The organism is Citrobacter sp. S39 (genome assembly GCF_009495675.1).
GTDB lineage: Bacteria > Pseudomonadota > Gammaproteobacteria > Enterobacterales > Enterobacteriaceae > Citrobacter > Citrobacter freundii.
This window is the reverse complement of the sequence record NZ_CP045555.1, coordinates 1,530,549-1,553,801: the sequence shown is the minus strand read 5'-3', so window position 1 is coordinate 1,553,801 and position 23,253 is coordinate 1,530,549. Positions and strand designations below refer to the sequence as shown.

25 protein-coding genes are annotated in these 23,253 nt (G+C 54.0%); 14 read left to right on the top strand and 11 right to left on the bottom strand.

The window, feature by feature from the left end:
• Positions 1 to 10 precede the first annotated feature (10 nt).
• The 6 genes from agaW to kbaY all read left to right on the top strand — a co-directional run bounded on the left by agaW (position 11) and on the right by kbaY (position 5,589).
• Positions 11 to 790, top strand: a complete 780-nt coding sequence (gene agaW, locus GFB57_RS07375) for a PTS N-acetylgalactosamine transporter subunit IIC (protein WP_003839998.1) — start codon at positions 11 to 13, stop codon at positions 788 to 790.
• Positions 780 to 1,658: a PTS N-acetylgalactosamine transporter subunit IID gene (gene agaE / locus GFB57_RS07370; RefSeq protein WP_003024929.1), complete on the top strand. Its 879-nt coding sequence runs from the start codon at positions 780 to 782 to the stop codon at positions 1,656 to 1,658. Before agaW ends, agaE begins: the two co-directional genes overlap by 11 nt.
• 16 nt (positions 1,659 to 1,674) lie before the next feature.
• On the top strand, positions 1,675 to 2,109 hold the full coding sequence (gene agaF / locus GFB57_RS07365) for a PTS galactosamine/N-acetylgalactosamine transporter subunit IIA (RefSeq protein WP_003024930.1): 435 nt from the start codon (positions 1,675 to 1,677) through the stop codon (positions 2,107 to 2,109).
• Positions 2,106 to 3,239, top strand: a complete 1,134-nt coding sequence (gene nagA / locus GFB57_RS07360; protein WP_003024932.1) for an N-acetylglucosamine-6-phosphate deacetylase — start codon at positions 2,106 to 2,108, stop codon at positions 3,237 to 3,239. The genes agaF and nagA overlap by 4 nt, the downstream gene beginning before the upstream one ends.
• A 301-nt stretch (positions 3,240 to 3,540) precedes the next feature.
• Positions 3,541 to 4,695 carry an AgaS family sugar isomerase gene (locus GFB57_RS07355; RefSeq protein WP_003024933.1) on the top strand — a complete coding sequence of 385 codons (1,155 nt, stop codon included), beginning with the start codon at positions 3,541 to 3,543 and terminating at the stop codon, positions 4,693 to 4,695.
• 12 nt (positions 4,696 to 4,707) lie between these two features.
• Complete coding sequence (gene kbaY, locus GFB57_RS07350; protein ID WP_003024936.1) at positions 4,708 to 5,589, top strand: tagatose-bisphosphate aldolase subunit KbaY; 882 nt, start codon at positions 4,708 to 4,710, stop codon at positions 5,587 to 5,589.
• 55 nt (positions 5,590 to 5,644) lie between these two features.
• Here the strand turns inward: kbaY and rsmI are convergent, their stop codons facing one another.
• Positions 5,645 to 6,508: a 16S rRNA (cytidine(1402)-2'-O)-methyltransferase gene (rsmI, locus tag GFB57_RS07345; RefSeq protein ID WP_003024942.1), complete on the bottom strand. Its 864-nt coding sequence runs from the start codon at positions 6,506 to 6,508 to the stop codon at positions 5,645 to 5,647.
• Positions 6,509 to 6,571: 63 nt separating this feature from the next.
• Here rsmI and GFB57_RS07340 point away from each other — a divergent pair, with 63 nt between their 5' ends.
• Genes GFB57_RS07340 through dolP form a run of 4 tightly spaced genes read left to right on the top strand, consistent with a single transcriptional unit; the run spans position 6,572 to position 10,186 of the window.
• Positions 6,572 to 8,623, top strand: a complete 2,052-nt coding sequence (locus GFB57_RS07340) for a penicillin-binding protein activator (protein WP_003024944.1) — start codon at positions 6,572 to 6,574, stop codon at positions 8,621 to 8,623.
• On the top strand, positions 8,581 to 8,976 hold the full coding sequence (locus GFB57_RS07335) for a YraN family protein (RefSeq protein WP_003024946.1): 396 nt from the start codon (positions 8,581 to 8,583) through the stop codon (positions 8,974 to 8,976). The genes GFB57_RS07340 and GFB57_RS07335 overlap by 43 nt, the downstream gene beginning before the upstream one ends.
• 34 nt (positions 8,977 to 9,010) lie before the next feature.
• Positions 9,011 to 9,601: a DnaA initiator-associating protein DiaA gene (gene diaA, locus GFB57_RS07330; RefSeq protein ID WP_003024948.1), complete on the top strand. Its 591-nt coding sequence runs from the start codon at positions 9,011 to 9,013 to the stop codon at positions 9,599 to 9,601.
• Between the two features lie 9 nt (positions 9,602 to 9,610).
• Positions 9,611 to 10,186: a division/outer membrane stress-associated lipid-binding lipoprotein gene (gene dolP, locus GFB57_RS07325; RefSeq protein ID WP_003024954.1), complete on the top strand. Its 576-nt coding sequence runs from the start codon at positions 9,611 to 9,613 to the stop codon at positions 10,184 to 10,186.
• Between the two features lie 93 nt (positions 10,187 to 10,279).
• On the opposite strand, the gene GFB57_RS07320 is transcribed toward dolP, so the two are convergent.
• Complete coding sequence (locus GFB57_RS07320; protein WP_003024957.1) at positions 10,280 to 10,915, bottom strand: NAD(P)H-binding protein; 636 nt, start codon at positions 10,913 to 10,915, stop codon at positions 10,280 to 10,282.
• Positions 10,916 to 10,952: 37 nt separating this feature from the next.
• Positions 10,953 to 11,381, bottom strand: coding sequence for a YhbP family protein (locus tag GFB57_RS07315; RefSeq protein ID WP_003024960.1), 429 nt, complete (start codon positions 11,379 to 11,381; stop codon positions 10,953 to 10,955).
• A 43-nt stretch (positions 11,382 to 11,424) separates the two neighbouring features.
• Between GFB57_RS07315 and GFB57_RS07310 the strand changes: the two genes are divergently transcribed.
• A complete protein-coding gene (locus tag GFB57_RS07310; RefSeq protein ID WP_085952534.1) occupies positions 11,425 to 11,733 on the top strand; it encodes a GIY-YIG nuclease family protein in 309 nt (102 codons plus the stop codon).
• Here GFB57_RS07310 and GFB57_RS07305 read toward each other — a convergent pair.
• Both GFB57_RS07305 and GFB57_RS07300 read right to left on the bottom strand, forming a co-directional pair.
• The gene (locus GFB57_RS07305) at positions 11,720 to 12,223 is read right to left on the bottom strand and encodes an N-acetyltransferase (protein ID WP_003024966.1); all 504 of its coding nucleotides are present in this window, start codon (positions 12,221 to 12,223) and stop codon (positions 11,720 to 11,722) included. The genes GFB57_RS07310 and GFB57_RS07305 overlap by 14 nt on opposite strands.
• On the bottom strand, positions 12,217 to 12,741 hold the full coding sequence (locus tag GFB57_RS07300; RefSeq protein WP_003024968.1) for an SCP2 domain-containing protein: 525 nt from the start codon (positions 12,739 to 12,741) through the stop codon (positions 12,217 to 12,219). The genes GFB57_RS07305 and GFB57_RS07300 overlap by 7 nt, the downstream gene beginning before the upstream one ends.
• A gap of 220 nt (positions 12,742 to 12,961) precedes the next feature.
• Between GFB57_RS07300 and GFB57_RS07295 the strand changes: the two genes are divergently transcribed.
• From GFB57_RS07295 to GFB57_RS07285, 3 genes are all read left to right on the top strand, one after another.
• On the top strand, positions 12,962 to 13,957 hold the full coding sequence (locus GFB57_RS07295; RefSeq protein WP_003024971.1) for a peptidase U32 family protein: 996 nt from the start codon (positions 12,962 to 12,964) through the stop codon (positions 13,955 to 13,957).
• Positions 13,948 to 14,844 (top strand): U32 family peptidase, encoded by an 897-nt coding sequence (locus GFB57_RS07290; protein WP_032932785.1) that lies wholly within the window; start codon positions 13,948 to 13,950, stop codon positions 14,842 to 14,844. The genes GFB57_RS07295 and GFB57_RS07290 overlap by 10 nt, the downstream gene beginning before the upstream one ends.
• Positions 14,845 to 15,020: 176 nt before the next feature.
• Complete coding sequence (locus GFB57_RS07285) at positions 15,021 to 16,028, top strand: LLM class flavin-dependent oxidoreductase (RefSeq protein WP_003024976.1); 1,008 nt, start codon at positions 15,021 to 15,023, stop codon at positions 16,026 to 16,028.
• 87 nt (positions 16,029 to 16,115) lie between these two features.
• Here the strand turns inward: GFB57_RS07285 and mtr are convergent, their stop codons facing one another.
• The 6 genes from mtr to rpsO all read right to left on the bottom strand — a co-directional run bounded on the left by mtr (position 16,116) and on the right by rpsO (position 23,232).
• Positions 16,116 to 17,360: a tryptophan permease gene (gene mtr / locus GFB57_RS07280; protein ID WP_003024978.1), complete on the bottom strand. Its 1,245-nt coding sequence runs from the start codon at positions 17,358 to 17,360 to the stop codon at positions 16,116 to 16,118.
• 145 nt (positions 17,361 to 17,505) lie between these two features.
• Entirely contained in the window at positions 17,506 to 19,410 is a 1,905-nt protein-coding gene (locus tag GFB57_RS07275; RefSeq protein ID WP_003024981.1) for a DEAD/DEAH family ATP-dependent RNA helicase, read from the bottom strand.
• Positions 19,403 to 19,483 carry a protein YrbN gene (gene yrbN, locus GFB57_RS07270; RefSeq protein ID WP_010723222.1) on the bottom strand — a complete coding sequence of 27 codons (81 nt, stop codon included), beginning with the start codon at positions 19,481 to 19,483 and terminating at the stop codon, positions 19,403 to 19,405. The genes GFB57_RS07275 and yrbN overlap by 8 nt, the downstream gene beginning before the upstream one ends.
• Before the next feature lie 106 nt (positions 19,484 to 19,589).
• Positions 19,590 to 20,474, bottom strand: coding sequence for a lipoprotein NlpI (gene nlpI, locus GFB57_RS07265; RefSeq protein WP_003024982.1), 885 nt, complete (start codon positions 20,472 to 20,474; stop codon positions 19,590 to 19,592).
• Positions 20,475 to 20,583: 109 nt separating this feature from the next.
• Positions 20,584 to 22,716 (bottom strand): polyribonucleotide nucleotidyltransferase, encoded by a 2,133-nt coding sequence (pnp, locus tag GFB57_RS07260; RefSeq protein ID WP_003024984.1) that lies wholly within the window; start codon positions 22,714 to 22,716, stop codon positions 20,584 to 20,586.
• Between the two features lie 246 nt (positions 22,717 to 22,962).
• Positions 22,963 to 23,232 (bottom strand): 30S ribosomal protein S15, encoded by a 270-nt coding sequence (gene rpsO, locus GFB57_RS07255; protein WP_000059465.1) that lies wholly within the window; start codon positions 23,230 to 23,232, stop codon positions 22,963 to 22,965.
• Positions 23,233 to 23,253 lie beyond the last annotated feature (21 nt).

Sequence of the window (23,253 nt, the reverse complement as noted above, 5' to 3'; positions counted from 1 at the left end):
GGGATTCACAATGGAAATCAGTCTGTTGCAGGCTTTTGCGTTGGGTATTCTCGCCTTTATTGCAGGCCTGGATATGTTCAACGGGTTAACGCACATGCACCGCCCGGTTGTTCTCGGGCCGCTGGTCGGCCTGATTCTGGGCGATCTGCATACTGGTATTTTAACAGGTGGTACGCTGGAACTGGTGTGGATGGGTCTGGCCCCACTGGCAGGAGCTCAGCCGCCAAACGTGATTATCGGCACTATCGTGGGAACCACGTTTGCCATAACGACCGGAGTGAAACCTGAAGTTGCCGTAGGTGTGGCGGTACCGTTCGCCGTAGCAGTACAGATGGGGATTACCTTCCTGTTCTCTGTGATGTCCGGGGTGATGGCTCGCTGCGATCGCATGGCAGCGAATGCCGATACAGCCGGGATTGAGCGGGTCAACTATCTGGCGTTGCTCGCGCTGGGGACCTTCTACTTTTTATGCGCGTTCCTGCCAATTTACTTTGGCGCGGAACATGCCAAAACCGCGATAGATGTTCTGCCGACGCGTCTGATTGACGGCCTCGGCGTGGCAGGCGGCATCATGCCAGCTATCGGCTTCGCCGTACTGCTGAAAATCATGATGAAAAACGTCTATATCCCCTACTTCATCCTGGGTTTTGTCGCCGCAGCCTGGCTCAAACTCCCTGTGCTGGCAATCGCCGCCGCAGCACTGGCAATGGCGCTGATCGATTTTCTGCGTAAATCACCTGAACCTACAGCTCCCGCAGCACAAAAAGAGGAATTCGAAGATGGCATCTAATCAAACGGCTCTGCCGAACGTTTCCGAAACCGAAGAAACGCTGCTGTCCGGCACCAATGAAAACGTCTACGAAGACCAGAATATCGGTGCCGAGCTGACGAAAAAAGATATCAACCGTGTTGCCTGGCGTTCAATGCTGTTGCAGGCCTCTTTTAACTACGAACGTATGCAGGCATCAGGATGGCTGTACGGCCTGTTACCTGCTCTGAAAAAGATCCACACCAATAAGCGCGATCTGGCGCGTTCGATGAAAGGCCATATGGGCTTCTTCAACACGCACCCATTCCTGGTCACGTTTGTTATCGGGATTATCCTGGCGATGGAACGCTCCAAGCAGGATGTGAACAGTATTCAAAGCACCAAGATTGCCGTGGGTGCGCCACTTGGCGGTATCGGTGATGCCATGTTCTGGTTAACGTTACTGCCTATTTGCGGCGGTATCGGGGCCAGCCTGGCGCTGCAAGGCTCTATTCTTGGCGCTGTTGTCTTTATTGTTATGTTCAACGTGGTTCATCTTGGTCTGCGCTTTGGGCTGGCACACTATGCTTATCGAATGGGCGTTGCTGCCATCCCGCTGATTAAAGCTAACACCAAAAAGGTTGGACATGCGGCATCCATCGTTGGGATGACGGTGATCGGCGCGCTGGTAGCGACCTATGTTCGCCTGAGCACTACGCTGGAAATCACTGCTGGCGATGCAGTAGTGAAACTGCAAACAGATGTGATAGACAAGCTGATGCCTGCTTTTTTACCGCTGGTCTACACATTAACCATGTTCTGGCTGGTCCGCCGTGGCTGGAGTCCTCTGCGCCTTATCGCCATTACCGTGGTGCTCGGCGTCGTAGGTAAGTTCTGTCACTTCCTGTAAACATAAGGGGTTGTAGATGTTAGGTATTATTTTGACGGGTCATGGCGGGTTTGCCAGCGGAATGGAAAAAGCGATGAAACAGATTCTGGGTGAACAATCACAGTTCATCGCCATCGACTTTCCGGAAACCTCAACCACCGCCTTACTCACATCGCAGCTTGAACAGGCGGTGAGTGAACTGGATGCGCAGCAAGACATCGTGTTTCTGACAGACCTGTTAGGCGGGACACCATTTCGCGTCGCTTCCACCCTGGCCATGCAAAGGCAAGGCACCGAGGTGATCACCGGCACCAATCTGCAACTACTGCTGGAAATGGTGCTGGAGCGCGATGGCCTGACCAGCGAAGCATTTCGCTTGCAGGCGCTGGAGTGCGGGCACCGTGGTTTAACTAGCCTGGTGGACGAACTGGGACGCTGTCGTGAGGAAAAGCCCGTTGAGGAAGGGATATGAGACAGCTACTTCGCGCCAGACGTCTACTGACCGAACGGGGCTGGCTGGACGATCATCAAATACACATTGAAGACGGCATCATTGCAGAAATAGAGCCAATCCCCTCTGGCGTTATGGTCCACGATGCAGAGCTGCTTTGTCCGGCTTACATTGATATCCACGTGCACGGCGGTGCGGGCGTCGATGTGATGGATGAAGCACCGGATACGCTCGACAAACTGGCGATGCACAAAGCACGTGAAGGGGTAGCCAACTGGCTACCCACTACCGTCACCGCTCCACTACCAGATATTCGCAAGGCGCTTGAGCGTATCGCCCATCGTTACCATTCCGGAGGGCCCGGCGCACAGGTGCTGGGCAGTTATCTTGAAGGCCCGTACTTTACGCCGCAGAACAAAGGGGCGCACCCGCCTGAGCTTTTCAGGGAACTGGAACTCAGTGAACTGGATGAACTGATTGCGATTTCCCAGCAAACATTGCGCGTCGTTGCGCTGGCACCAGAAAAACCCGGTGCATTACAGGCCATCGAACATCTGAAGCAGCGCAACGTACGGGTGATGCTGGGACACAGCGCTGCTACCTGGGAACAAACCCACGCGGCCTTTGACGCCGGTGCTGACGGACTGGTGCACTGCTATAACGGTATGACCGGCTTACATCATCGGGAGCCAGGAATGGTTGGCGCAGGGTTAACCGACCCTCGCGCCTGGCTGGAACTTATCGCTGACGGACACCATGTCCACCCAGCGGCCATGAAGCTCTGCTGCTGTTGCGCCAAAGACAGGCTGGTGCTGATCACCGATGCCATGCAGGCTGCAGGAATGCCAGACGGGCGCTATACGCTCTGCGGTGAGGAAGTGGAAATGCACAGTGGTATTGTGCGTACCGCTTCCGGTGGTCTGGCTGGTAGCACGCTCTCGGTTGATGCCGCCGTACGTAATATGGTCGAGCTCACCGGGATAACGGCAGAAGAGGCAATTCATATGGCCTCTCTCCACCCCGCACGTCTGTTGGGTATCGATCGCCACCAGGGATCGTTAGCAGTGGGAAAACGTGCCGACGCGATCGCGCTTAATAGCGGGCTGCATTTACAACAGATCTGGATTCAGGGTCAGGCTCTCCCCCTTTGACCTTTCATTTTGTCTCGTGTTGGCCTGCGGTCTTCGATCGCAAGGCCTTTCTTTTCCTTTCGCTTGAGTAAATACCTAACCATCATACAACAAGCGTACTTCTTATAGATCAATAAGATAATCATCCCTTTCGTTCTCACGATCACAAATTTCGTTTTATTTCATTTTGGATCATTGCTCTTTCGATTTCTTTCATATAGATTTTAATCAATCGACAAGATGAACAAGTGAAACGAAACGAAAGATAGCGACATTCTTGCCAGCGTCTTATGTGGAATTTACAAGACTAAGGACTTAAGTTATGCCAGAAACCTATACCCCTGTTACCGCGGTAACGGGCACCTGGACCGAAGAAGAGATCCGTCAACAACCTGCCAGTTGGATCCGTTCCCTTACGAATATCGACAACATTCGATCTGCCATTGACAGCTTTCTCGCACCATTACTGCGCAAAAACGATCTGCGGATCATACTGACCGGGGCCGGAACATCAGCATTCATTGGCGACATCATCGCCCCCTGGCTGGCAAGCTATACCGGTAAAAACATCAGTGCTGTGCCAACCACCGATCTGGTCACTAATCCGATGGATTACCTGAATCCCGCACATCCGCTGCTGCTCATTTCTTTCGCTCGCTCAGGAAACAGCCCTGAAAGCGTTGCGGCAGTGGAACTGGCTAATCAGTTTGTACCAGAGTGTTATCACCTGCCAATCACCTGCAACGAAGCAGGTAGCCTGTATCAAAACGCAGTCGAAAGCGACAACGCTTTTGCTCTGTTAATGCCAGCTGAAACACATGACCGTGGTTTTGCCATGACCAGCAGCATTACCACCATGATGGCCAGCTGCCTGGCAGTATTTGCCCCAGAGAAAATCAACAGCCAGACCTTCCGCGACGTGGCCGATCGGTGCCAGGCGATTCTGACTTCACTGGGCGATTTCAGCGACGGCGTATTTGGCAATGAACCCTGGAAACGGATCGTTTACCTCGGTAGCGGTGGATTACAGGGAGCAGCGCGGGAATCGGCATTGAAAGTCCTGGAGCTGACAGCAGGCAAACTGGCCGCATTCTATGACTCCCCGACAGGCTTTCGTCACGGTCCAAAGTCGCTGGTTGATAACGAAACGCTGGTAGTGGTCTTTGTTTCCAGCCATCCCTATACACGTCAATACGATCTCGATCTGCTGGCAGAGTTACGCCGCGATCGGCAGGCATTGCGGGTTGTCGCGGTTGCCGCACAAACCCATGAGGCGATTGAAGCTGGCCCACATATTCTGCTGCCACCAGCACGCTCTTTCATCGATATGGAATTGGCATTCTGCTTCCTGATCTACGCCCAGGTCTTTGCTTTGACGCAATCCATCAATATCGGCAATACACCGGATACGCCTTCTGCCAGCGGCACTGTGAACCGCGTTGTACAGGGCGTTGTTATCCATCCCTGGAACGCCTAAAAGGATCGTTTTATGAGCATTATTTCCACGAAATACCTCCTGCTGGATGCCCAAAAAAAGGGCTATGCCGTACCCGCCTTTAACATTCATAACGCCGAGACGATCCAGGCGATCCTTGAGGTGTGCTATGAAATGCAATCGCCGGTGATCCTTGCCGGAACACCGGGCACCTTTAAGCATATCGCGCTGGAAGAGATCTACGCGCTGTGCAGCGCTTATTCCACCAGCTACGGTATACCGCTGGCGCTACACCTCGATCACCATGAGTCGCTGGACGATATCCGTCGTAAAGTGAATGCAGGAGTGCGCAGCGCAATGATCGACGGCAGCCACTTTCCGTTTGAAGAAAACGTGAAGCTGGTGAAATCCGTTGTGGATTTTTGCCATGCCAAAGATTGCAGCGTGGAAGCTGAGCTGGGTCGCCTCGGTGGCGTAGAAGATGATATGAGCGTGGATGCAGAAAGCGCCTTCCTTACCGATCCACAAGAAGCCAAACAGTTTGTTGAGCGTACCGGCGTAGACAGCCTTGCCGTAGCCATCGGCACTGCACACGGGTTGTATACCAAAACGCCCAAAATCGATTTCCAACGGCTGGGTGAAATTCGTGAAGTGGTGGATATTCCGCTGGTACTACATGGCGCAAGCGATGTTCCTGACGAATACGTCCGCCGCACGATCGAGCTTGGCGTGTGCAAAGTTAACGTCGCTACTGAACTGAAAATCGCTTTTGCCGATGCGGTCAAAGCGTGGTTTGCGGAAAATCCGCAGGGCAACGATCCTCGCTATTACATGCGGGTCGGTATGGATGCGATGAAAGAAGTCGTGCGAAGTAAAATCACTGTATGCGGGTCAGCAAACCGCTTATTAATCAGTGAAACTGCCGCTCAGTCTTAAGCTCTGTGTTAGCTTATGGCCATACCCTTGTCGGTTTGGCCATCAACAATCGGGCTTACTCTCCCTGTTGTTCCAGTGCGTGCTTATACAGCGCATTCTTTTTCACGCCGTGGATTTCAGCGGCCAGCGCGGCGGCCTTTTTCAGCGGCAGTTCGGCTTGCAGCAGCGCCAGGGTCCGCAGCGCATCGGCAGGGAGATCGTCTTCCTGCGCTTTATGCCCTTCGACAATCAGCACCATTTCACCTTTACGACGGTTTTCATCTTCCTTGACCCACGCAAGCAGTTCGCCGACCGGTGCGCCGTGAATGGTTTCCCAGGTTTTGGTCAGCTCGCGCGCCAGCACCACGTAACGGGATTCGCCCCAGACGGCAACCATGTCTTCCAGGCTATCCAGCAAGCGGTGGGTAGATTCATAAAAAATAAGCGTACGCGGCTCTGCCTCAATGGCTTTCATCGCATCACGACGCCCTTTCGATTTGGCAGGCAGAAAACCTTCATAGCAAAAGCGGTCTGAAGGCAAACCAGCAGCGCTTAGGGCAGCAATCGCCGCGCAAGGGCCCGGCAGAGGAACAACGCGGATCCCCGCTTCGCGACAGGTGCGCACCAGATGGTAGCCAGGATCGTTAATCAACGGCGTTCCGGCATCGGAAACCAGCGCAATGTTTTGCCCTTCTTTGAGCTTCGCCACCAGCGTTTCCGCTTTTTGTTGCTCATTGTGATCGTGTAACGCGAACAAACGGGCGTTAATCGCGAAATGTTGTAACAATAATCCTGTATGACGAGTGTCTTCAGCGGCAATCAAATCAACGGCTTGTAAAACTTCGAGCGCTCGTTGGGTAATATCAGCCAAATTTCCTATAGGAGTAGGTACAATAAAGAGTTGGCCTTGAGAATTATCCGCCGATTCGTGTTGTTTCATTGTGTCGTCCGTATTGCCGATTTAATATTGAGCATTGAGTAAAAAAATATCACTGGATACAGTATGGTACCCTCAACATTTTCTCGTTTGAAAGCCGCGCGCGCGCTACCAGTCATTCTGGCAGCACTGATTTTCGCAGGCTGTGGCACCCAGGCGCCAGACCAGAGTGCAGCCCATATGCAGGGCACTGCGCAGGCTGATTCCGGCTTTTATCTGCAACAAATGCAGCAAAGCTCAGATGATAGCAAGACCAACTGGCAATTACTCGCCATTCGTGCACTGCTGAAAGAAGGCAAGAGCCAGCAGGCTAGCGAGCTGTTCAACCAGCTGCCGCAGAAACTAAACGACACTCAGCGTCGTGAGCAGTCTCTGCTGGCCGTCGAGATCAAGCTCGCACAGAAAGATATCGCTGGCGCTCAGGCCCTGCTGGATAAACTCACTCCTGCCGATTTCGATCAAAACCAGCAGGCCAGATACTGGCAGGCGCAAATCGACGTCAACCAGGGTCGCCCATCGTTGACACTACTGCGCGCCCTGATCGCTCAGGAACCGCTGCTGTCCGCGAATGCTAAGCAGAAAAACATCGATGCCACCTGGCAGGCGCTGTCATCCATGACCCAGGAGCAAGCACAGGCACTGGTCATCAATGCGGATGAAAACGTGCTGCAAGGCTGGTTGGATCTCCAGCGCGTCTGGTTCGATAACCGTAACGATCCAGACATGATGAAAGCCGGTATTGCGGACTGGCAGAAACGTTATCCGCAAAACCCGGGAGCAAAAATACTGCCAACGCAGTTGGTTAACGTCCAGAGCTTTAAGCCCGCCTCCACCAGCAAAATTGCGCTGCTGCTGCCGCTGAACGGTCAGGCCGCTGTATTTGGCCGGACTATTCAGCAAGGCTTTGAAGCGGCAAAAAATATGGGTACTGAACCCGTAGCGGCCCCTGCTGTAGCTGCGCCTGCGGTGGATACAACATCTGCGACGACCACAGAACAGCCGCAAACGACTGACGGCGTTGCCAGCCCTTCTCAGGCGTCAGTAAGCGATCTGACCAACGAGACGCCAGCTCAGCCAGAAACACCTGCTGCGCAGCCCACAGCACCCGCTCAGCCAACAACCACCAGCGCACCGGCGAATCCATCAGCAGAGCTGAAAATCTACGACACTTCATCACAGCCTCTGAACCAAATCCTGACTCAGGTTCAACAGGATGGCGCCAGCATCGTGGTTGGCCCACTGCTGAAGAACAATGTTGAAGAGCTGATGAAAAGCAATACGCCATTAAACGTGCTGGCACTTAATCAGCCGGAGTCGGTGAAAAACCTGCCGAACGTCTGCTACTTCGCTTTGTCGCCAGAAGATGAAGCGCGCGACGCCGCGCGTCACATCCGCGATCAAGGAAAACAGACGCCGCTGTTGTTGATCCCTCGGAGTTCATTAGGCGATCGCGTTGCCAACGCCTTTGCACAGGAATGGCAAAAGCTGGGCGGCGGCGTAGTGTTGCAGCAGAAGTTTGGCTCCACCGCCGAGCTGAAAATGGGCGTCAACGGCGGTTCGGGAATTTCCCTGACGGGCAGCCCGGTGGCCTCCTCTGTACCTGCGCAACCTGGCGTGACGATTGGCGGCCTGACGATTCCGGCTGCGCCTACAGATGCGCAGATCACCGGCGGCAGCGGCCGTGTTGATGCCGTGTATATTCTGGCGACGCCGGAAGAAATTGCCTTTATTAAGCCAATGATCGCTATGCGCAACGGCAGCCAGAGCGGCGCAACGCTGTACGCCAGCTCCCGTAGCGCGCAGGGAACTGCTGGCCCGGATTTCCGTCTGGAGATGGAAGGCTTGCAGTACAGCGAAATACCGATGCTGGCAGGTGCTAACGCTCCTCTCATGCAGCAGGCGCTTGGCGCGGTTCGTAACGACTACTCACTGGCACGTATGTATGCGATGGGCGTCGATGCCTGGTCACTTGCCAACCACTTCTCGCAAATGCGTCAGGTACAGGGTTTCGAAATTAACGGCAACACCGGGGCCTTAACCGCAACGCCGGATTGTGTGATTAACAGGAAGTTATCATGGCTCAAATACCAGCAAGGACAAGTCGTCCCCGCCAGTTAACGAGTAAACAGACCGGTGACGCGTGGGAATCCACCGCGCGTGACTGGCTGCAAAGCAAGGGACTGCATTTTATCGCCGCCAACGTGCGTGAACGTGGCGGCGAAATCGACCTGATAATGCGTGAAGGCAGCACCACCGTCTTTGTTGAAGTCCGCTATCGGCGCTCGGCCCAGTTTGGCGGCGCAGCGGCGAGTGTGACCCGGAGCAAACAACACAAATTATTACAGACCGCCCGCTTGTGGCTTGCGCGCCACAATGGGAGTTTTGATACTGTGGATTGCCGGTTCGATGTGTTAGCCTTCACCGGAAATGATGTTGAGTGGTTTAAGGACGCGTTCAACGACCGCTCATAGTTGAAGATTCAGAGCCTGGTTCTTAAGGATTAGCGTGTTAGATAGAATTAAAGTCTGCTTTACAGAAAGCATTCAAACTCAGATAGCTGCGGCTGAAGCACTTCCGGATGCGATCTCCCGTGCCGCCATGACGCTGGTTCAGTCCCTGCTCAATGGCAACAAAATTCTCTGTTGTGGTAATGGGACGTCCGCTGCCAACGCACAGCATTTTGCTGCCAGCATGATCAATCGTTTTGAAACAGAACGCCCAAGTTTACCTGCGATTGCACTAAACACTGATAATGTGGTCTTAACTGCGATTGCCAACGATCGCCTGCACGACGAAGTTTATGCAAAACAAGTCCGTGCGCTGGGACATGCAGGAGATGTTCTGCTGGCAATCTCTACGCGTGGTAATAGCCGCGATATCGTAAAAGCCGTTGAAGCCGCCGTGACACGCGACATGACAATCGTCGCGCTGACCGGGTATGACGGAGGGGAACTGGCCGGATTACTGGGGCCGCAGGATGTTGAAATCCGTATCCCCTCACACCACAGCGCCCGCGTTCAGGAAATGCACATGCTGACGGTCAACTGCCTTTGCGATCTCATCGATAACACGCTTTTCCCTCACCAGGATGATTAAGGAGTACACATGAAGGCATTTTCGCCGCTTGCTGTGATTATCGCTGCACTGCTGCTGCAAGGCTGTGTCGCTGCTGCCGTTGTCGGAACTGCTGCTGTCGGCACCAAAGCCGCGACGGATCCTCGCAGCGTCGGCACCCAGGTAGATGATGGAACCCTGGAATTACGCGTCAATACGGCGTTGTCGAAAGATGCCCAGATCAAGAAAGAAGCGCGAATCAACGTGAGCGCATATCAGGGTAAAGTGCTGCTGGTCGGTCAGTCGCCAAATAGCGAACTGTCTGCACGAGCAAAACAGATTGCGATGGGCGTAGAAGGTACGACTGAGGTCTTTAATGAGATCCGTCAGGGCCAGCCAATCGGTCTGGGCGATGCGTCCAACGATACCTGGATAACCACCAAAGTACGTTCCCAGTTACTGACCAGCGATCAGGTGAAATCCTCTAACGTGAAAGTCACGACCGAGAATGGAGAAGTGTTCCTGTTAGGTCTGGTGACCGAACGCGAAGCGAAGGCGGCGGCAGACATCGCCAGCCGGGTAAGCGGCGTGAAACGCGTCACGACGGCCTTTACGTTTATTAAGTAATACTGATGCCGGATAGCGACGCCTGAGCGTCTCATCCGGCCTACAGGACGTTATCGTTTGTAGGTCGGATAAGCGTCAGCGCCATCCGGCATTTTATTTAGCCCTTTCGCGTAACTCAGAAGAGGTCAGGATCGAAACCCCTTCATGCCCAGGCGCCAGCGCTTCTGCCAACATTGCCCGCGCAACATCGCGCGCTTCAATCGACTTCCAGTTACCCGGCAGCAGCCTGAACAACGGCGCTAAAAACATCTCATTCGCCCGCTGTTTGTCCCTATCACCCAGTAGCATTGAAGGCCGGGCAATGGTCAGCCGAGGCCAATTCTGCGCGATCAGCGCCTGCTCCATTTCACCTTTCACCCGGTTATAAAAAAACGGTGAATTGGCATTAGCGCCCATCGAACTCACCACCAGCATATGCTGTGCCCCCAGCCGACGCCCCGTCAGAGCTGTATCCACTACCAGCGTATAGTCAGCGTGGATAAATGCTTCTTTGCTGCCCGCTTCACGTCGGGTCGTTCCCAGACAACAAAAGACAATATCGACCGGATCGGTAACCTGCGCCAGAGCATCGGTTAGCTGCGGATCGTGGGGATTATAGATGCCAACCGTATCAGCCAGCGGTCGACGCGTCGGCGCCGTAATGGCATTGATCCGGGGTTCATTCAGTAGCATCCGCAATAAATGTCCACCCACCAGACCCGTTGCACCGGTTATTAACACCTGACTCATCGTTTATTTTCCCCTGACGCTTCAATCACTCTTTTAACTATAGATCACGTAGCCAGTGCATCTTTTTACCGAAGCCCAGCGTGTTGTCCGTGAATTTGACTTCATCCAGTCGAATCTCCCACACGGGCGCTGGCAACATTCTGGCGACGGGGAAACGGCGGTTGTAGGCGTTACGCGCGGCTTCACTCTCCTGCCCTTCAAGACGGCGAATCTCCCCCTTAAACTGCACGCCACGAATCAGGGCGACCGTTTTGGGCTGACCATTTACCGTGCCGGCAATCGGTGCACACGGTCCCGACATCTGCGCATGGCGCGTTTTATCTTCGGTCAGCACATAGAATGCCATCTTCTGCGCATCAAACAGGTAAAACGCATTGGCGCACCACAATTCACCTTCATGGTATACGCACCAGGTCACGACGTGCTGTTTTGCCAGCCAGCGAGACACCGCAGTCAGTGTTTCCATTTCTGTTCTCTTATATACTGTAGGCCTGAAAATTATCACGTCGATGGTGACAATGACACCCTGGTATCTGTACCTGATCCGTACCGCTGACAACGCCTTATACACCGGAATAACCACCGATGTGCAGCGCCGCTATAAGCAGCATCAAAGTGGGAAAGGCGCGAAGGCGCTACGTGGAAAGGGGGAACTCACGTTGGCATTTGCGGCGCAGATTGGCGACCGTTCGCTGGCCCTGCGCATAGAGTATCGCGTCAAACAGCTCACAAAGCGTCAGAAAGAGCGCCTTGTAGAAGGCGAAGGGCTTGAGGCTCTACTGAGCAGCCTGCAAGCCCCGGATGTTAAAAACGATTGAAGTGGTCGTGGTATTCCACCAGGCCCGTCACGCCCTCCAGCGCATCGTCCGCCAGGCGATGAACCTGGAACGCGCTTTCGGTGCCCGGCCAGCGGCAACGCAGGTCATGATGCGCCGCCAGCTCAAAGCCAAAGCGGCTATACAGTGCCGGATCGCCCAGCGTAACCACCGCGGCGTAGCCAAACTCGTTCAGGGAATCGAGTCCTTCATAGACCAGTTGACGCGCCAGGCCTTGCCCCCGGTAGTTTTCATCCACCGCGAGCGGCGCCATGCCGACCCATTGCAGATCTTCACCCTGAACATCGACAGGGCTGAACGCGACGTAACCCACTACCTGACCTTCATCATCGGTAGCAACCAAACCCAGCGTTAAGAAACCATCTTCACGCAGGTCGTGCACTAATTTTGCTTCCGCATCGCTCTCAAATGAACGGCGCAGCAACGCATCAATACCAGGGGCATCAATGGGAATCTCAACTCGAATCAGCATGGCTCACCTACCGAGGTCTGTTTGGTTTCTGGCGACGTTTTCATCCCCGCCTCAACAAAATCCGCCAACTGCATCAGCATGACGCGCAACGCTTTAGGCATCTGCTCCAGTTCGATGGCATCCATCAGATTTTTTACGTATAGCCCTAATTCTGTATCACCTTCAATCACCAGGCGACGCTGGAAGAAAAGCGTATCCGGATCCTGCTTGCGGGCCACGATCATCAGGAGATCGCTGGCATCGGCGCTAAAACTCACATCCGCATCTGCATTCTGGCTGACGATAAGTTTATCGTTCTCAACAGAGGTATACCATTTGAGGTCAATGTCACGCACATGAATGCTCAGCCAGCGACCTTCGAGAAACTCCAGCTCCCCATCGGCCAGCGCCTGACTAAACTGCCAGCTCAGGACCTGCTCCAGAACCTGGCGCTTTAGCGCAAAGGGCGTCAGTTTAACCGGTACACTCATCAGAGAAGGACCTAAATGTACTAAGCGTGAACGCAGTTTATCCAACACGAGCTTTACTCCCTGTTTCAATAGTCCTGCTATTTTGCCATATCAAATAAACGACATAGCGGCATAAATCAACAATTCGCTACGAAATTGTTACCTCTTTATTGGTGTCACCAATACGACTTTAACTGCCTCAAATCAAAAATTGTCTCAGCAAGGTTAACTAAAATCCCTCTTCGTTAACATTTCTGCGCCCTACATGGCGCAACGTTCAGGATAAATTATGGAGCTGCTCTGCCCTGCCGGAAACCTCCCGGCGCTTAAGGCGGCCATCGAGAACGGCGCTGATGCTGTCTACATCGGGCTGAAAGATGATACCAACGCCCGTCATTTCGCCGGCCTTAATTTTACCGAGAAAAAATTGCAGGAAGCGGTGAGTTTCGTTCATCAACATCGCCGTAAGCTGCACATTGCGATTAACACCTTTGCGCACCCGGATGGTTACGCGCGCTGGCAGCGTGCCGTTGATATGGCTGCGCAACTGGGTGCAGACGCGCTGATCCTCGCCGACCTCGCCATGCTTGAGTATGCCGCAGAGCGCTACCCGCATATTGAGCGCCATGTCTCTGTTCAGGCATCTGCAACCAATGAAGAGGCGATTAATTTCTACCATCGCAACTTTGATGTCGCCCGCGTGGTTCTGCCGCGCGTGCTGTCTATTCATCAGGTGAAGCAGCTTGCTCGCGTCACGCCAGTTCCTCTGGAAGTGTTCGCCTTTGGCAGCCTGTGCATTATGGCGGAAGGCCGCTGCTATCTTTCGTCTTACCTGACGGGCGAATCTCCTAACACGGTTGGTGCCTGCTCTCCTGCTCGTTTTGTTCGCTGGCAGCAGACCCAACAAGGGCTGGAATCCCGTCTTAATGAAGTGCTGATCGACCGCTATCAGGATGGAGAAAACGCCGGTTATCCGACGTTATGCAAAGGCCGCTATCTGGTTGATGGCGAGCGCTACCATGCGCTGGAAGAACCCACCAGCCTGAATACGCTAGAGCTGCTGCCGGAACTGCTGGCAGCCAATATTGCCTCGGTGAAAATCGAGGGACGTCAGCGCAGCCCGGCCTATGTCAGCCAGGTGGCGAAAGTGTGGCGTCAGGCAATCGACCGCTGTATGGCCGACCCGCAAAACTACGTCCCGCAGGCCGCGTGGATGGAAACGCTCGGTTCAATGTCCGAAGGCACACAGACCACGCTTGGCGCGTATCACCGTAAATGGCAGTGAGAGAAGCAATGAAATATTCCTTAGGGCCGGTGCTATGGTACTGGCCGAAAGAAACGCTGGAAGATTTTTATCAGCAGGCCGCCGTAAGCCAGGCCGACATTATCTATCTTGGCGAAGCGGTATGCAGTAAACGCCGTGCCACCAAAGTAAGCGACTGGCTGGATATGGCGAAATCACTCGCTGGCAGCGGTAAACAGGTGGTGCTGTCGACGCTGGCGCTGGTGCAGGCCTCTTCTGAGCTGGGAGAACTGAAGCGCTATGTTGAAAACGGCGACTTCCTGCTGGAAGCCAGCGATCTCGGGGTGGTAAACATGTGCGCCGAGCGTAAGCTGCCGTTTGTCGCCGGGCATGCGCTCAACTGCTACAACGCGGTAACCCTGCGTTTACTGCTCAAGCAGGGCATGACGCGCTGGTGTATGCCAGTAGAGTTATCCCGCGACTGGCTGGTAAACCTGCTCAACCAGTGTGATGAGCTGGGTATTCGCAATCAGTTTGAAGTCGAGGTGCTGAGCTACGGGCATCTGCCGCTGGCATACTCCGCCCGCTGCTTTACCGCACGCTCTGAAGATCGTCCAAAAGACGAATGTGAAACCTGCTGCATCAAATACCCGAACGGACGCGATGTGCTGTCTCAGGAGAATCAGCAGGTCTTTGTGCTCAACGGGATCCAGACCATGAGCGGCTATGTTTACAACCTCGGCAACGAGCTGACATCGATGCAGGGTCTGGTTGATATTGTGCGCCTGTCCCCCTCGGGCAGCGAAACATTCGCCATGCTTGATGCGTTCCGCGCCAATGAAAATGGTACGGCCCCATTACCGCTTGCCGCCCACAGTGACTGCAACGGCTACTGGAAGCGACTGGCTGGTCTGGAGCTGCAGGCCTAGCCGGATGGCGGCAAATTGCCTTATCCGGCCTACAAATAGCGATCCCGTAGGCCCGATAAGCGCAGCGCCATCGGGCATTGTTTTTGCCGTCAGTCTCATAAAGCTCACTTTGTTAACAACGGTAATCAAATTTTAATGCAGTATTAAAAGATTAACCGGTAACAAAGTGAGCCGTTATGACTGACAAAACTATTCCGTTCTCGGTGCTGGATCTGGCGCCAATCCCTGAAGGGTCTTCGGCAAAAGAGGCCTTCACGCACTCGCTTGATCTCGCCCGACTGGCCGAAAAGCGCGGCTACCACCGCTACTGGCTGGCAGAACATCACAACATGGTCGGTATCGCCAGCGCGGCAACTTCAGTGCTGATTGGCTATCTGGCTGCCAATACCACCACGCTGCATCTCGGGTCTGGCGGCGTGATGCTGCCCAACCATTCGCCGCTGGTGATCGCCGAGCAGTTCGGTACCCTGAATACGCTGTATCCGGGACGCATCGATCTTGGGCTTGGCCGCGCGCCGGGGAGCGATCAGCCAACGATGCGTGCGCTGCGCCGCCATATGAGCGGTGATATCGATAACTTCCCTCGCGACGTCGCTGAACTGGTGGACTGGTTCGACGCCCGCGATCCTAACCCCCATGTACGCCCGGTTCCCGGCTACGGCGAGCAGATCCCGGTCTGGTTATTAGGCTCCAGCCTTTACAGCGCACAGTTGGCGGCCCAGCTCGGCCTGCCGTTTGCCTTCGCCTCGCATTTTGCTCCGGATATGCTGCATCAGGCGCTGCATCTGTATCGCACCCAGTTCAAACCCTCAGCGCGGCTGGCAAAGCCGTATGCGATGGTGTGCATCAACATCATTGCCGCTGACAGCAATCGCGACGCCGAGTTTCTTTTCACCTCGATGCAGCAGGCGTTTGTGAAACTGCGTCGTGGCGAAACCGGCCAGCTACCACCGCCGGTAGAGAATATGCATCAGCTGTGGTCCGCTTCTGAACAGTACGGCGTACAACAGGCGCTGAGCATGTCGCTGGTTGGTGATAAGGCGAAAGTGCGACACGGGCTGGAGGCTATCTTGCGTGAAACCCAGGCCGATGAAATTATGGTTAACGGCCAGATTTTTGATCATCAGGCACGTCTTCATTCGTTTGATTTGGCGATGGATGTGAAGCAGGAATTGTTGGGGTAGCGCGGTTTGTGCCGGATGGCGGCTACGCCTTATCCGGCCTAAACGGTACTGTAGGCCCGGTAAGCGTAGCGCTACCGGGCAACGGTTTTACTGATAGACCGGTAACAGATCCACGCTCGACAGAATATGGATAACCGCGTTGCCGATACCGAACACCAGGATCAGCGCAATCATCGGCTTACCGCCCCAGACACGGAATTTCGGGCTACCGAAACGCTCGCGGGATTTACGTGCCAGCAGCGCCGGAACAATGGCAGCCCAGATGGTTGCTGCGAGTCCTGCATAGCCAATGGCGTACAGGAAACCGTTCGGCCACAGCAGGCCACCGATAATTGGCGGGACAAACGTCAGCAATGCCGTTTTGAAACGTCCCATTGCCGAGTCATCAAAGCCAAACAGATCCGCCAGATAGTCAAACAGACCGAGCGTAACGCCGAGGAATGAACTCGCCACCGCAAAGTTGGAGAACACCACCAGCAGCAGATCCAGACTGCGGCTGTTTAGTACGCCGCTCAGCGCCTGTACCAGCACATCAATGTTACCGCCCTGTTGCGCAATACCGATAAATTCTGGACGCGGAATGTTACCCATCGTTCCCAGCAACCATACGGTATACAGCACCAGCGCCAGCAACGTGCCGTACACCAGACACTTAACGATGGTCTTCGGATCTTTGCCGTAGTACTTCATCAGACTCGGGACGTTGCCGTGATAGCCGAAAGAAGCCAGACAAAACGGCAGCGTCATCAGCAGGTACGGCGTATAAGAAGTATTGCTTTCCGCCACGTTAAACAGTGTTGCGGGCTGCACGTGCCCCAGCAGACTGCCGAAGGTCAGGAAAAAGGTAATCACCTTTGCGCCCAGCACAATCGCCGTCATGCGGCTAACCGCTTTGGTGCTTAACCACACCACAAATGCCACCAGCAGCGCAAAGCCAAGACCTGCCGCGCGCGCCGGAACATTCAGCGACATCTCGGAGAAGGTGTGATGTAGAATCGACCCGCTCGCTGAGATATAGGCGTAAGTCAGGATATAGAGAACGAAGGCGATCGAGATGCCGTTCACTACGTTCCAGCCTTTACCCAGCAGATCTTTCGTGATGGTGTCAAAGCTGGAACCAATGCGGTAATTGAGGTTAGCTTCGAGGATCATCAGTCCGGAATGCAGCATGCAGAACCAGGTGAAGATCAGCGCCGCCATTGACCAGAAAAACCACGCCCCGGACATGACCACTGGCAGAGAAAACATCCCCGCGCCAATAATGGTGCCGCCGATAATCACCACACCGCCGAGCAGCGAAGGTGACGTTTGGGTGGTGGTTAGTGTTGCCATTTAGCCATCTCTCCAGTCATTTATATTGTGACTACATCTCAATGTGCTGCACTGTACCAGTACACGAGTACAAATGAAATAAAAAAAGCCCCGATTGTTGAGGTCGGGGCTGTATATATTACTTTACGCTTTTATACCGTGAGGCTTATGCGTCACCGCCGAAACGACGACGACCAGCGGAGTCATCACGACGCGGAGCAGAAGAATCGTCACGACGCGGACCACGGTTGCCTTCACGACGTTCGCCGCTGAAACGACGACCATCGCCACGACCGCCTTCACGACGCTCACCGCTGAAATTACGACCTTCGCCACGACCGCCTTCACGACGCTCGCCGCTGAAACGGCCACCACCACGACGCTCACCACCGGTGTGCGGAACTGCATCGCCAACCAACTGCATGTTCATCGGCTTGTTCAGGATGCGAGTACGGGTAAAGTGCTGCAGCACGTCGCCCGGCATACCTTTCGGCAGCTCGATGGTGGAGTGGGAAGCAAACAGCTTGATGTTACCGATGTAACGGCTGCTGATATCGCCTTCGTTAGCAATCGCGCCAACGATATGACGAACTTCAACACCGTCATCACGGCCCACTTCAATGCGGTACAGCTGCATGTCACCAACGTCACGACGTTCACGACGCGGACGATCTTCACCACCACGGTCATTACGGTCACGAGGGCCACGATCGTTACGATCGCGGAATTCGCGTTTCGGACGCATCGGCGCATCTGGCGGCAGGATCAGCGGACGTTCGCCCTGAGCCATTTTCAGCAGTGCTGCTGCCAGCGTTTCGATATCCAGCTCTTCTTCCGGCTGCATTTTCGCCAGCAGAGCACGGTACTGATCCAGATCGCTGCTTTCCAGCTGCTGCTGTACTTTAGCGGCGAATTTTTCCAGACGGCGTTTGCTCAGCAGGTCTGCGTTCGGCAGTTCTACTTCCGGAATAGTCAGCTTCATGGTGCGTTCGATGTTACGCAGCAGACGACGCTCGCGGTTCTCAACGAACAGTAGCGCACGACCCGCACGACCCGCACGACCGGTACGGCCGATACGGTGAACGTAAGACTCGGAATCCATCGGGATGTCGTAGTTAACAACCAGGCTGATACGCTCAACGTCCAGGCCACGGGCCGCAACGTCGGTAGCAATCAGGATATCCAGGCGGCCATCTTTCAGACGTTCCAGAGTCTGCTCACGCAGGGACTGGTTCATGTCGCCGTTCAGTGCAGCACTGCTATAACCGCTACGCTCCAGCGCTTCTGCCACTTCCAGGGTCGCATTTTTGGTACGAACGAAGATAATCGCTGCATCAAAATCTTCTGCTTCCAGGAAACGCACCAGCGCTTCATTTTTACGCATGCCCCAGACAGTCCAGTAGCTCTGGCTGATGTCAGGACGCGTGGTAACGCTGGACTGAATGCGTACTTCCTGCGGCTCTTTCATAAAGCGACGGGTAATACGACGAATCGCTTCCGGCATGGTTGCAGAGAACAGAGCGGTCTGATGACCTTCCGGGATCTGCGCCATGATGGTTTCAACGTCTTCGATGAAGCCCATACGCAGCATTTCGTCAGCTTCGTCCAGTACCAGACCGCTCAGTTTGGAGAGGTCCAGAGTACCGCGCTTCAGGTGATCCAGCAGACGGCCCGGCGTACCGACGACGATCTGTGGTCCCTGACGCAGGGCACGTAATTGCACGTCATAACGCTGGCCGCCGTACAGGGCAACCACGTTCACGCCGCGCATGTGTTTAGAGAAATCCGTCATGGCTTCTGCTACCTGAACCGCCAGTTCGCGGGTCGGTGCCAGCACCAGAATCTGAGGTGCCTTCAGCTCAGGATCAAGATTGTTGAGCAGCGGTAAAGAGAACGCTGCAGTTTTGCCGCTACCTGTCTGGGCCATACCCAGAACATCGCGGCCGCCCAGCAGATGCGGAATGCACTCTGCCTGGATTGGAGATGGTTTTTCGTAACCCAGATCGTTAAGGGCTTCAAGGATAGGAGCCTTCAGGCCCAGATCTGCAAAAGTGGTTTCGAATTCAGCCATGTAGTACGTGTGCCTCAAAATTAATGGCGGCCAGTCTACATAACTCATCATGAAATTGATCTGCAATTTTCATTGAAAAGTGTGAACCGGCTCAAAGTAGGTGTATTAACGAACAACAACGCCCTCACCCGTGAAGGTGATGGCAATCAAAAAAGATTACGGGCTGATGTGTACGTCAGCTATTGCTGGTCCGATTCTGCCAGGTCATCTTGGTCCTGGCCCAGGAGCGATAATTCCAACAATGCGTATCGGTGCTCAACAAAGTTATGAACGTTGTTAGCCACCGCCAGTTTGAACAATGCCGTAGCGTTGTCCAAATCCCCCAGACTTAGGTAGTACTTACCTAAATAGAAGTTGGTTTCACTGAGATGCTCAGCGAGCGAGGTGTTATCCGTTGCGTCCGCCTTCAGGCGTTCCATCAGCGTTGCTTCGCTAATGTTGCCCAGGTAGAACTCGACAATGTTCCATCCCCATTGCTCTTTATCCGATTTCTCAAAGCGTTGCTTCAACGCTTCTTTAGCCTGCTTCTCATCGAGCTTCTGCTCGGCAAGATAAAGCCACAGACTACGGAAAGGATCATTGGGATCGTCTTGATAAAACGCTAGCAGATCATCTTGCGCTAACTTGTCGCGACCGCCGTAATACAATGCGATACCGCGATTTAAGTGCGCGTAGTTGTAAGTTGGATCAAGCTCAAGTACAGAATCAAACGCTTCATAGGCAGCATCAAAATTGCCTGCCTGCGTTAAATATATACCTAAGTAATTGAATACTTCAGGCATATCTGGTCGGATTGCCAGCGCTTGTGAAAAATCATTTCGCGCCAGTGCCCTCAGACCGAGACTATCATACAACACTCCGCGCTCATATAAAAGCTGTGCGCGTTCGTCATCGGTTAAAGCCCGACTGGCAAGAATTTGTTCCATACGTGCCAGAATCACTTCCTGCTGCAAAGTCGGTTGCAATGGTACTGCGAGGACTTCACTCTTTCGCCAGGCGGAATTACTGCATCCAGCCAGCGTGAGTGCTGTCGCAACGAAACACCAGCGCAAAAAAGGCTTCATTTCCCACTCCCGAAGACAACGATTGAATGAACGTCCAGGTTCCCCGGTTGCTAACAAGGCATCCTGCCGGGTTAAAGGCCCTCCGCTTTCACGGAGGGCAATGGCAACCTTACTCGCCCTGGCTTGCCGGAGCTTCCGGTTCGCCTGCAGGCTGAGACTGCTCAGTTGCTTCTTTAATGCTCAGACGTACACGGCCCTGGCGATCAACTTCCAGAACTTTGACCGGTACTTCCTGGCCCATCTGCAGGTAGTCGGTCACTTTCTCAACGCGCTTATCAGCGATCTGAGAGATGTGTACCAGACCTTCTTTACCGCCACCGATGGCAACGAATGCGCCAAAGTCAACGATACGGGTCACTTTACCATTGTAGATACGGCCTACTTCGATCTCTGCGGTGATCTCTTCGATACGACGGATAGCATATTTCGCTTTTTCGCCGTCGGTCGCAGCAATCTTCACGGTACCATCATCTTCGATTTCAATGGTGGTGCCGGTTTCTTCGGTCAGAGCACGGATAACAGAACCGCCTTTACCGATAACGTCTTTGATCTTGTCCGGGCTGATCTTGATGGTGTGGATACGCGGAGCAAATTCAGAGATATCGCCACGCGGTGCGTTGATCGCTTGTTCCATCACACCCAGGATGTGCAGACGCGCACCTTTAGCCTGGTTCAGAGCAACCTGCATGATCTCTTTGGTGATACCTTCAATTTTGATATCCATCTGCAGTGCAGAGATACCGTCGCGGGAACCCGCCACTTTGAAGTCCATATCGCCCAGGTGGTCTTCGTCGCCCAGGATGTCAGACAGAACAACAAAGTTGTCGCCTTCTTTCACCAGACCCATCGCGATACCCGCAACAGCGGCTTTGATCGGCACGCCTGCGTCCATCAGCGCCAGGGAAGCACCACATACGGAAGCCATGGAAGAAGAACCGTTAGATTCGGTGATTTCAGAAACCACACGCACGGTGTACGGGAATTTATCCAGTTCCGGCATTACTGCCAGTACGCCACGTTTCGCCAGACGGCCGTGACCAATCTCACGACGCTTCGGAGAACCGACCATACCGGTTTCACCTACGCAGTACGGAGGGAAGTTGTAGTGGAACAGGAAGTTGTCAGTGCGCTCGCCCATCAGTTCGTCAAGGTTCTGCGCATCACGAGTGGTGCCCAGGGTCGCAGTAACCAGCGCCTGAGTTTCGCCACGGGTGAACAGTGCGGAACCGTGGGTACGCGGCAGAACGCCAGTACGCACGTCCAGACCACGGATCATGTCTTTTTCACGGCCATCGATGCGCGGCTCGCCTGCCAGTACGCGGCTACGAACAACGTTTTTCTCGATAGCGTGCAGGATTTCACCCAGTTCGTTAGCGTCCAGGGTTTCGTCTTCAGCCACCAGAGTCGCGATGGTTTCAGATTTGATTACGTCAACCTGAGCATAACGCTCTTGTTTGTCAGTGATGCGGTAAGCATCGCTCAGGCGAGCTTCTGCCAGTGCGGCAACGCGTGCGTTCAGCGCTTCGTTGACGGCTTCTGGCTGCCAGTCCCAACGCGGTTTGCCAGCTTCTTTCGCCAGCTCGTTGATAGCCTGAATCACAACCTGCTGCTGTTCGTGACCGAACACAACAGCACCCAGCATCTGATCTTCGCTCAGCAGTTCAGCTTCGGATTCAACCATCAGTACGGCAGCTTCAGTACCCGCAACAACCAGGTCCAGCTTGCTTTCTTTCAGTTCGTCCTGAGTCGGGTTCAGTACGTACTGGTCATTGATGTAACCAACACGTGCAGCACCGATCGGGCCGTTGAATGGAATACCAGACAGAGTCAGCGCAGCAGATGCACCAATCATTGCCACGATGTCCGGGTTAACCTGCGGGTTAACGGAAACAACGGTCGCGATAACCTGAACTTCGTTAACGAAGCCTTCCGGGAACAGCGGGCGAACCGGGCGGTCAATCAGACGCGCGATCAGGGTTTCGCCTTCGCTCGGACGGCCTTCACGACGGAAGAAGCTACCCGGGATACGGCCAGCAGCGTAGGTACGCTCCTGATAGTTAACGGTCAGCGGGAAAAAGTCCTGGCCTGGTTTCGCTTTTTTCTGGCCAACAACGGTAACGAATACCGCGGTGTCATCCATGCTAACCATAACAGCGGCAGTCGCCTGACGCGCCATCATGCCGGTTTCCAGCGTAACGGTATGCTGACCGTACTGGAATTTACGAACGATCGGATTAAGCAAAATAATATCCTTTCTCTATTTTTTTGACGGCACATTTTGCGCCATCGTTAATACCCGATCTTCTGCGCATCCTCGCGACTAATGACAACCCTAACCCATAAGCATGAGTAAAGCCTCTCATTAGCCGCGCGAACCTCTGCAACGGAAGATCATTCATAGCAACAATACATTAGTTTCCAGCGAATTGCTGCCATCTGCTGGAAAAAAGGGGCCATGAAGGCCCCCTCTTTCTGAAACTCGAAAGAATTAGCGACGCAGGCCCAGACGCTCGATCAGCGCGGTGTAACGTGCAACATCTTTACGTTTCAGGTAGTCGAGCAGTTTACGACGCTGAGAAACCATGCGCAGCAGACCACGACGGCTGTGGTGATCTTTTTTGTGCTCTGCAAAGTGACCCTGCAGGTGGTTAATCTGTGCAGTCAACAGAGCAACCTGAACATCGGTAGAACCGGTGTCGTTTGCATCACGACCAAACTCAGAAACGATTTTAGCGGTAGCTTCAGTACTTAGAGACATTTTAAAACTCCAAAGTGATAA

Bases quoted from the DNA above. Each gene is read 5' to 3' on its own strand.
- agaW (WP_003839998.1), top strand. From the start codon at position 11: ATGGAAATCAGTCTGTTGCAGGCTTTTGCGTTGGGTATTCTCGCCTTT.
- agaE (WP_003024929.1), top strand. From the start codon at position 780: ATGGCATCTAATCAAACGGCTCTGCCGAACGTTTCCGAAACCGAAGAA.
- agaF (WP_003024930.1), top strand. From the start codon at position 1,675: ATGTTAGGTATTATTTTGACGGGTCATGGCGGGTTTGCCAGCGGAATG.
- nagA (WP_003024932.1), top strand. From the start codon at position 2,106: ATGAGACAGCTACTTCGCGCCAGACGTCTACTGACCGAACGGGGCTGG.
- GFB57_RS07355 (WP_003024933.1), top strand. From the start codon at position 3,541: ATGCCAGAAACCTATACCCCTGTTACCGCGGTAACGGGCACCTGGACC.
- kbaY (WP_003024936.1), top strand. From the start codon at position 4,708: ATGAGCATTATTTCCACGAAATACCTCCTGCTGGATGCCCAAAAAAAG.
- rsmI (WP_003024942.1), bottom strand. From the start codon at position 6,508: ATGAAACAACACGAATCGGCGGATAATTCTCAAGGCCAACTCTTTATT.
- GFB57_RS07340 (WP_003024944.1), top strand. From the start codon at position 6,572: ATGGTACCCTCAACATTTTCTCGTTTGAAAGCCGCGCGCGCGCTACCA.
- GFB57_RS07335 (WP_003024946.1), top strand. From the start codon at position 8,581: ATGGCTCAAATACCAGCAAGGACAAGTCGTCCCCGCCAGTTAACGAGT.
- dolP (WP_003024954.1), top strand. From the start codon at position 9,611: ATGAAGGCATTTTCGCCGCTTGCTGTGATTATCGCTGCACTGCTGCTG.
- GFB57_RS07320 (WP_003024957.1), bottom strand. From the start codon at position 10,915: ATGAGTCAGGTGTTAATAACCGGTGCAACGGGTCTGGTGGGTGGACAT.
- GFB57_RS07315 (WP_003024960.1), bottom strand. From the start codon at position 11,381: ATGGAAACACTGACTGCGGTGTCTCGCTGGCTGGCAAAACAGCACGTC.
- GFB57_RS07310 (WP_085952534.1), top strand. From the start codon at position 11,425: ATGGTGACAATGACACCCTGGTATCTGTACCTGATCCGTACCGCTGAC.
- GFB57_RS07305 (WP_003024966.1), bottom strand. From the start codon at position 12,223: ATGCTGATTCGAGTTGAGATTCCCATTGATGCCCCTGGTATTGATGCG.
- GFB57_RS07295 (WP_003024971.1), top strand. From the start codon at position 12,962: ATGGAGCTGCTCTGCCCTGCCGGAAACCTCCCGGCGCTTAAGGCGGCC.
- GFB57_RS07290 (WP_032932785.1), top strand. From the start codon at position 13,948: ATGGCAGTGAGAGAAGCAATGAAATATTCCTTAGGGCCGGTGCTATGG.
- GFB57_RS07285 (WP_003024976.1), top strand. From the start codon at position 15,021: ATGACTGACAAAACTATTCCGTTCTCGGTGCTGGATCTGGCGCCAATC.
- mtr (WP_003024978.1), bottom strand. From the start codon at position 17,360: ATGGCAACACTAACCACCACCCAAACGTCACCTTCGCTGCTCGGCGGT.
- GFB57_RS07275 (WP_003024981.1), bottom strand. From the start codon at position 19,410: ATGGCTGAATTCGAAACCACTTTTGCAGATCTGGGCCTGAAGGCTCCT.
- yrbN (WP_010723222.1), bottom strand. From the start codon at position 19,483: ATGAAAATTGCAGATCAATTTCATGATGAGTTATGTAGACTGGCCGCC.
- nlpI (WP_003024982.1), bottom strand. From the start codon at position 20,474: ATGAAGCCTTTTTTGCGCTGGTGTTTCGTTGCGACAGCACTCACGCTG.
- rpsO (WP_000059465.1), bottom strand. From the start codon at position 23,232: ATGTCTCTAAGTACTGAAGCTACCGCTAAAATCGTTTCTGAGTTTGGT.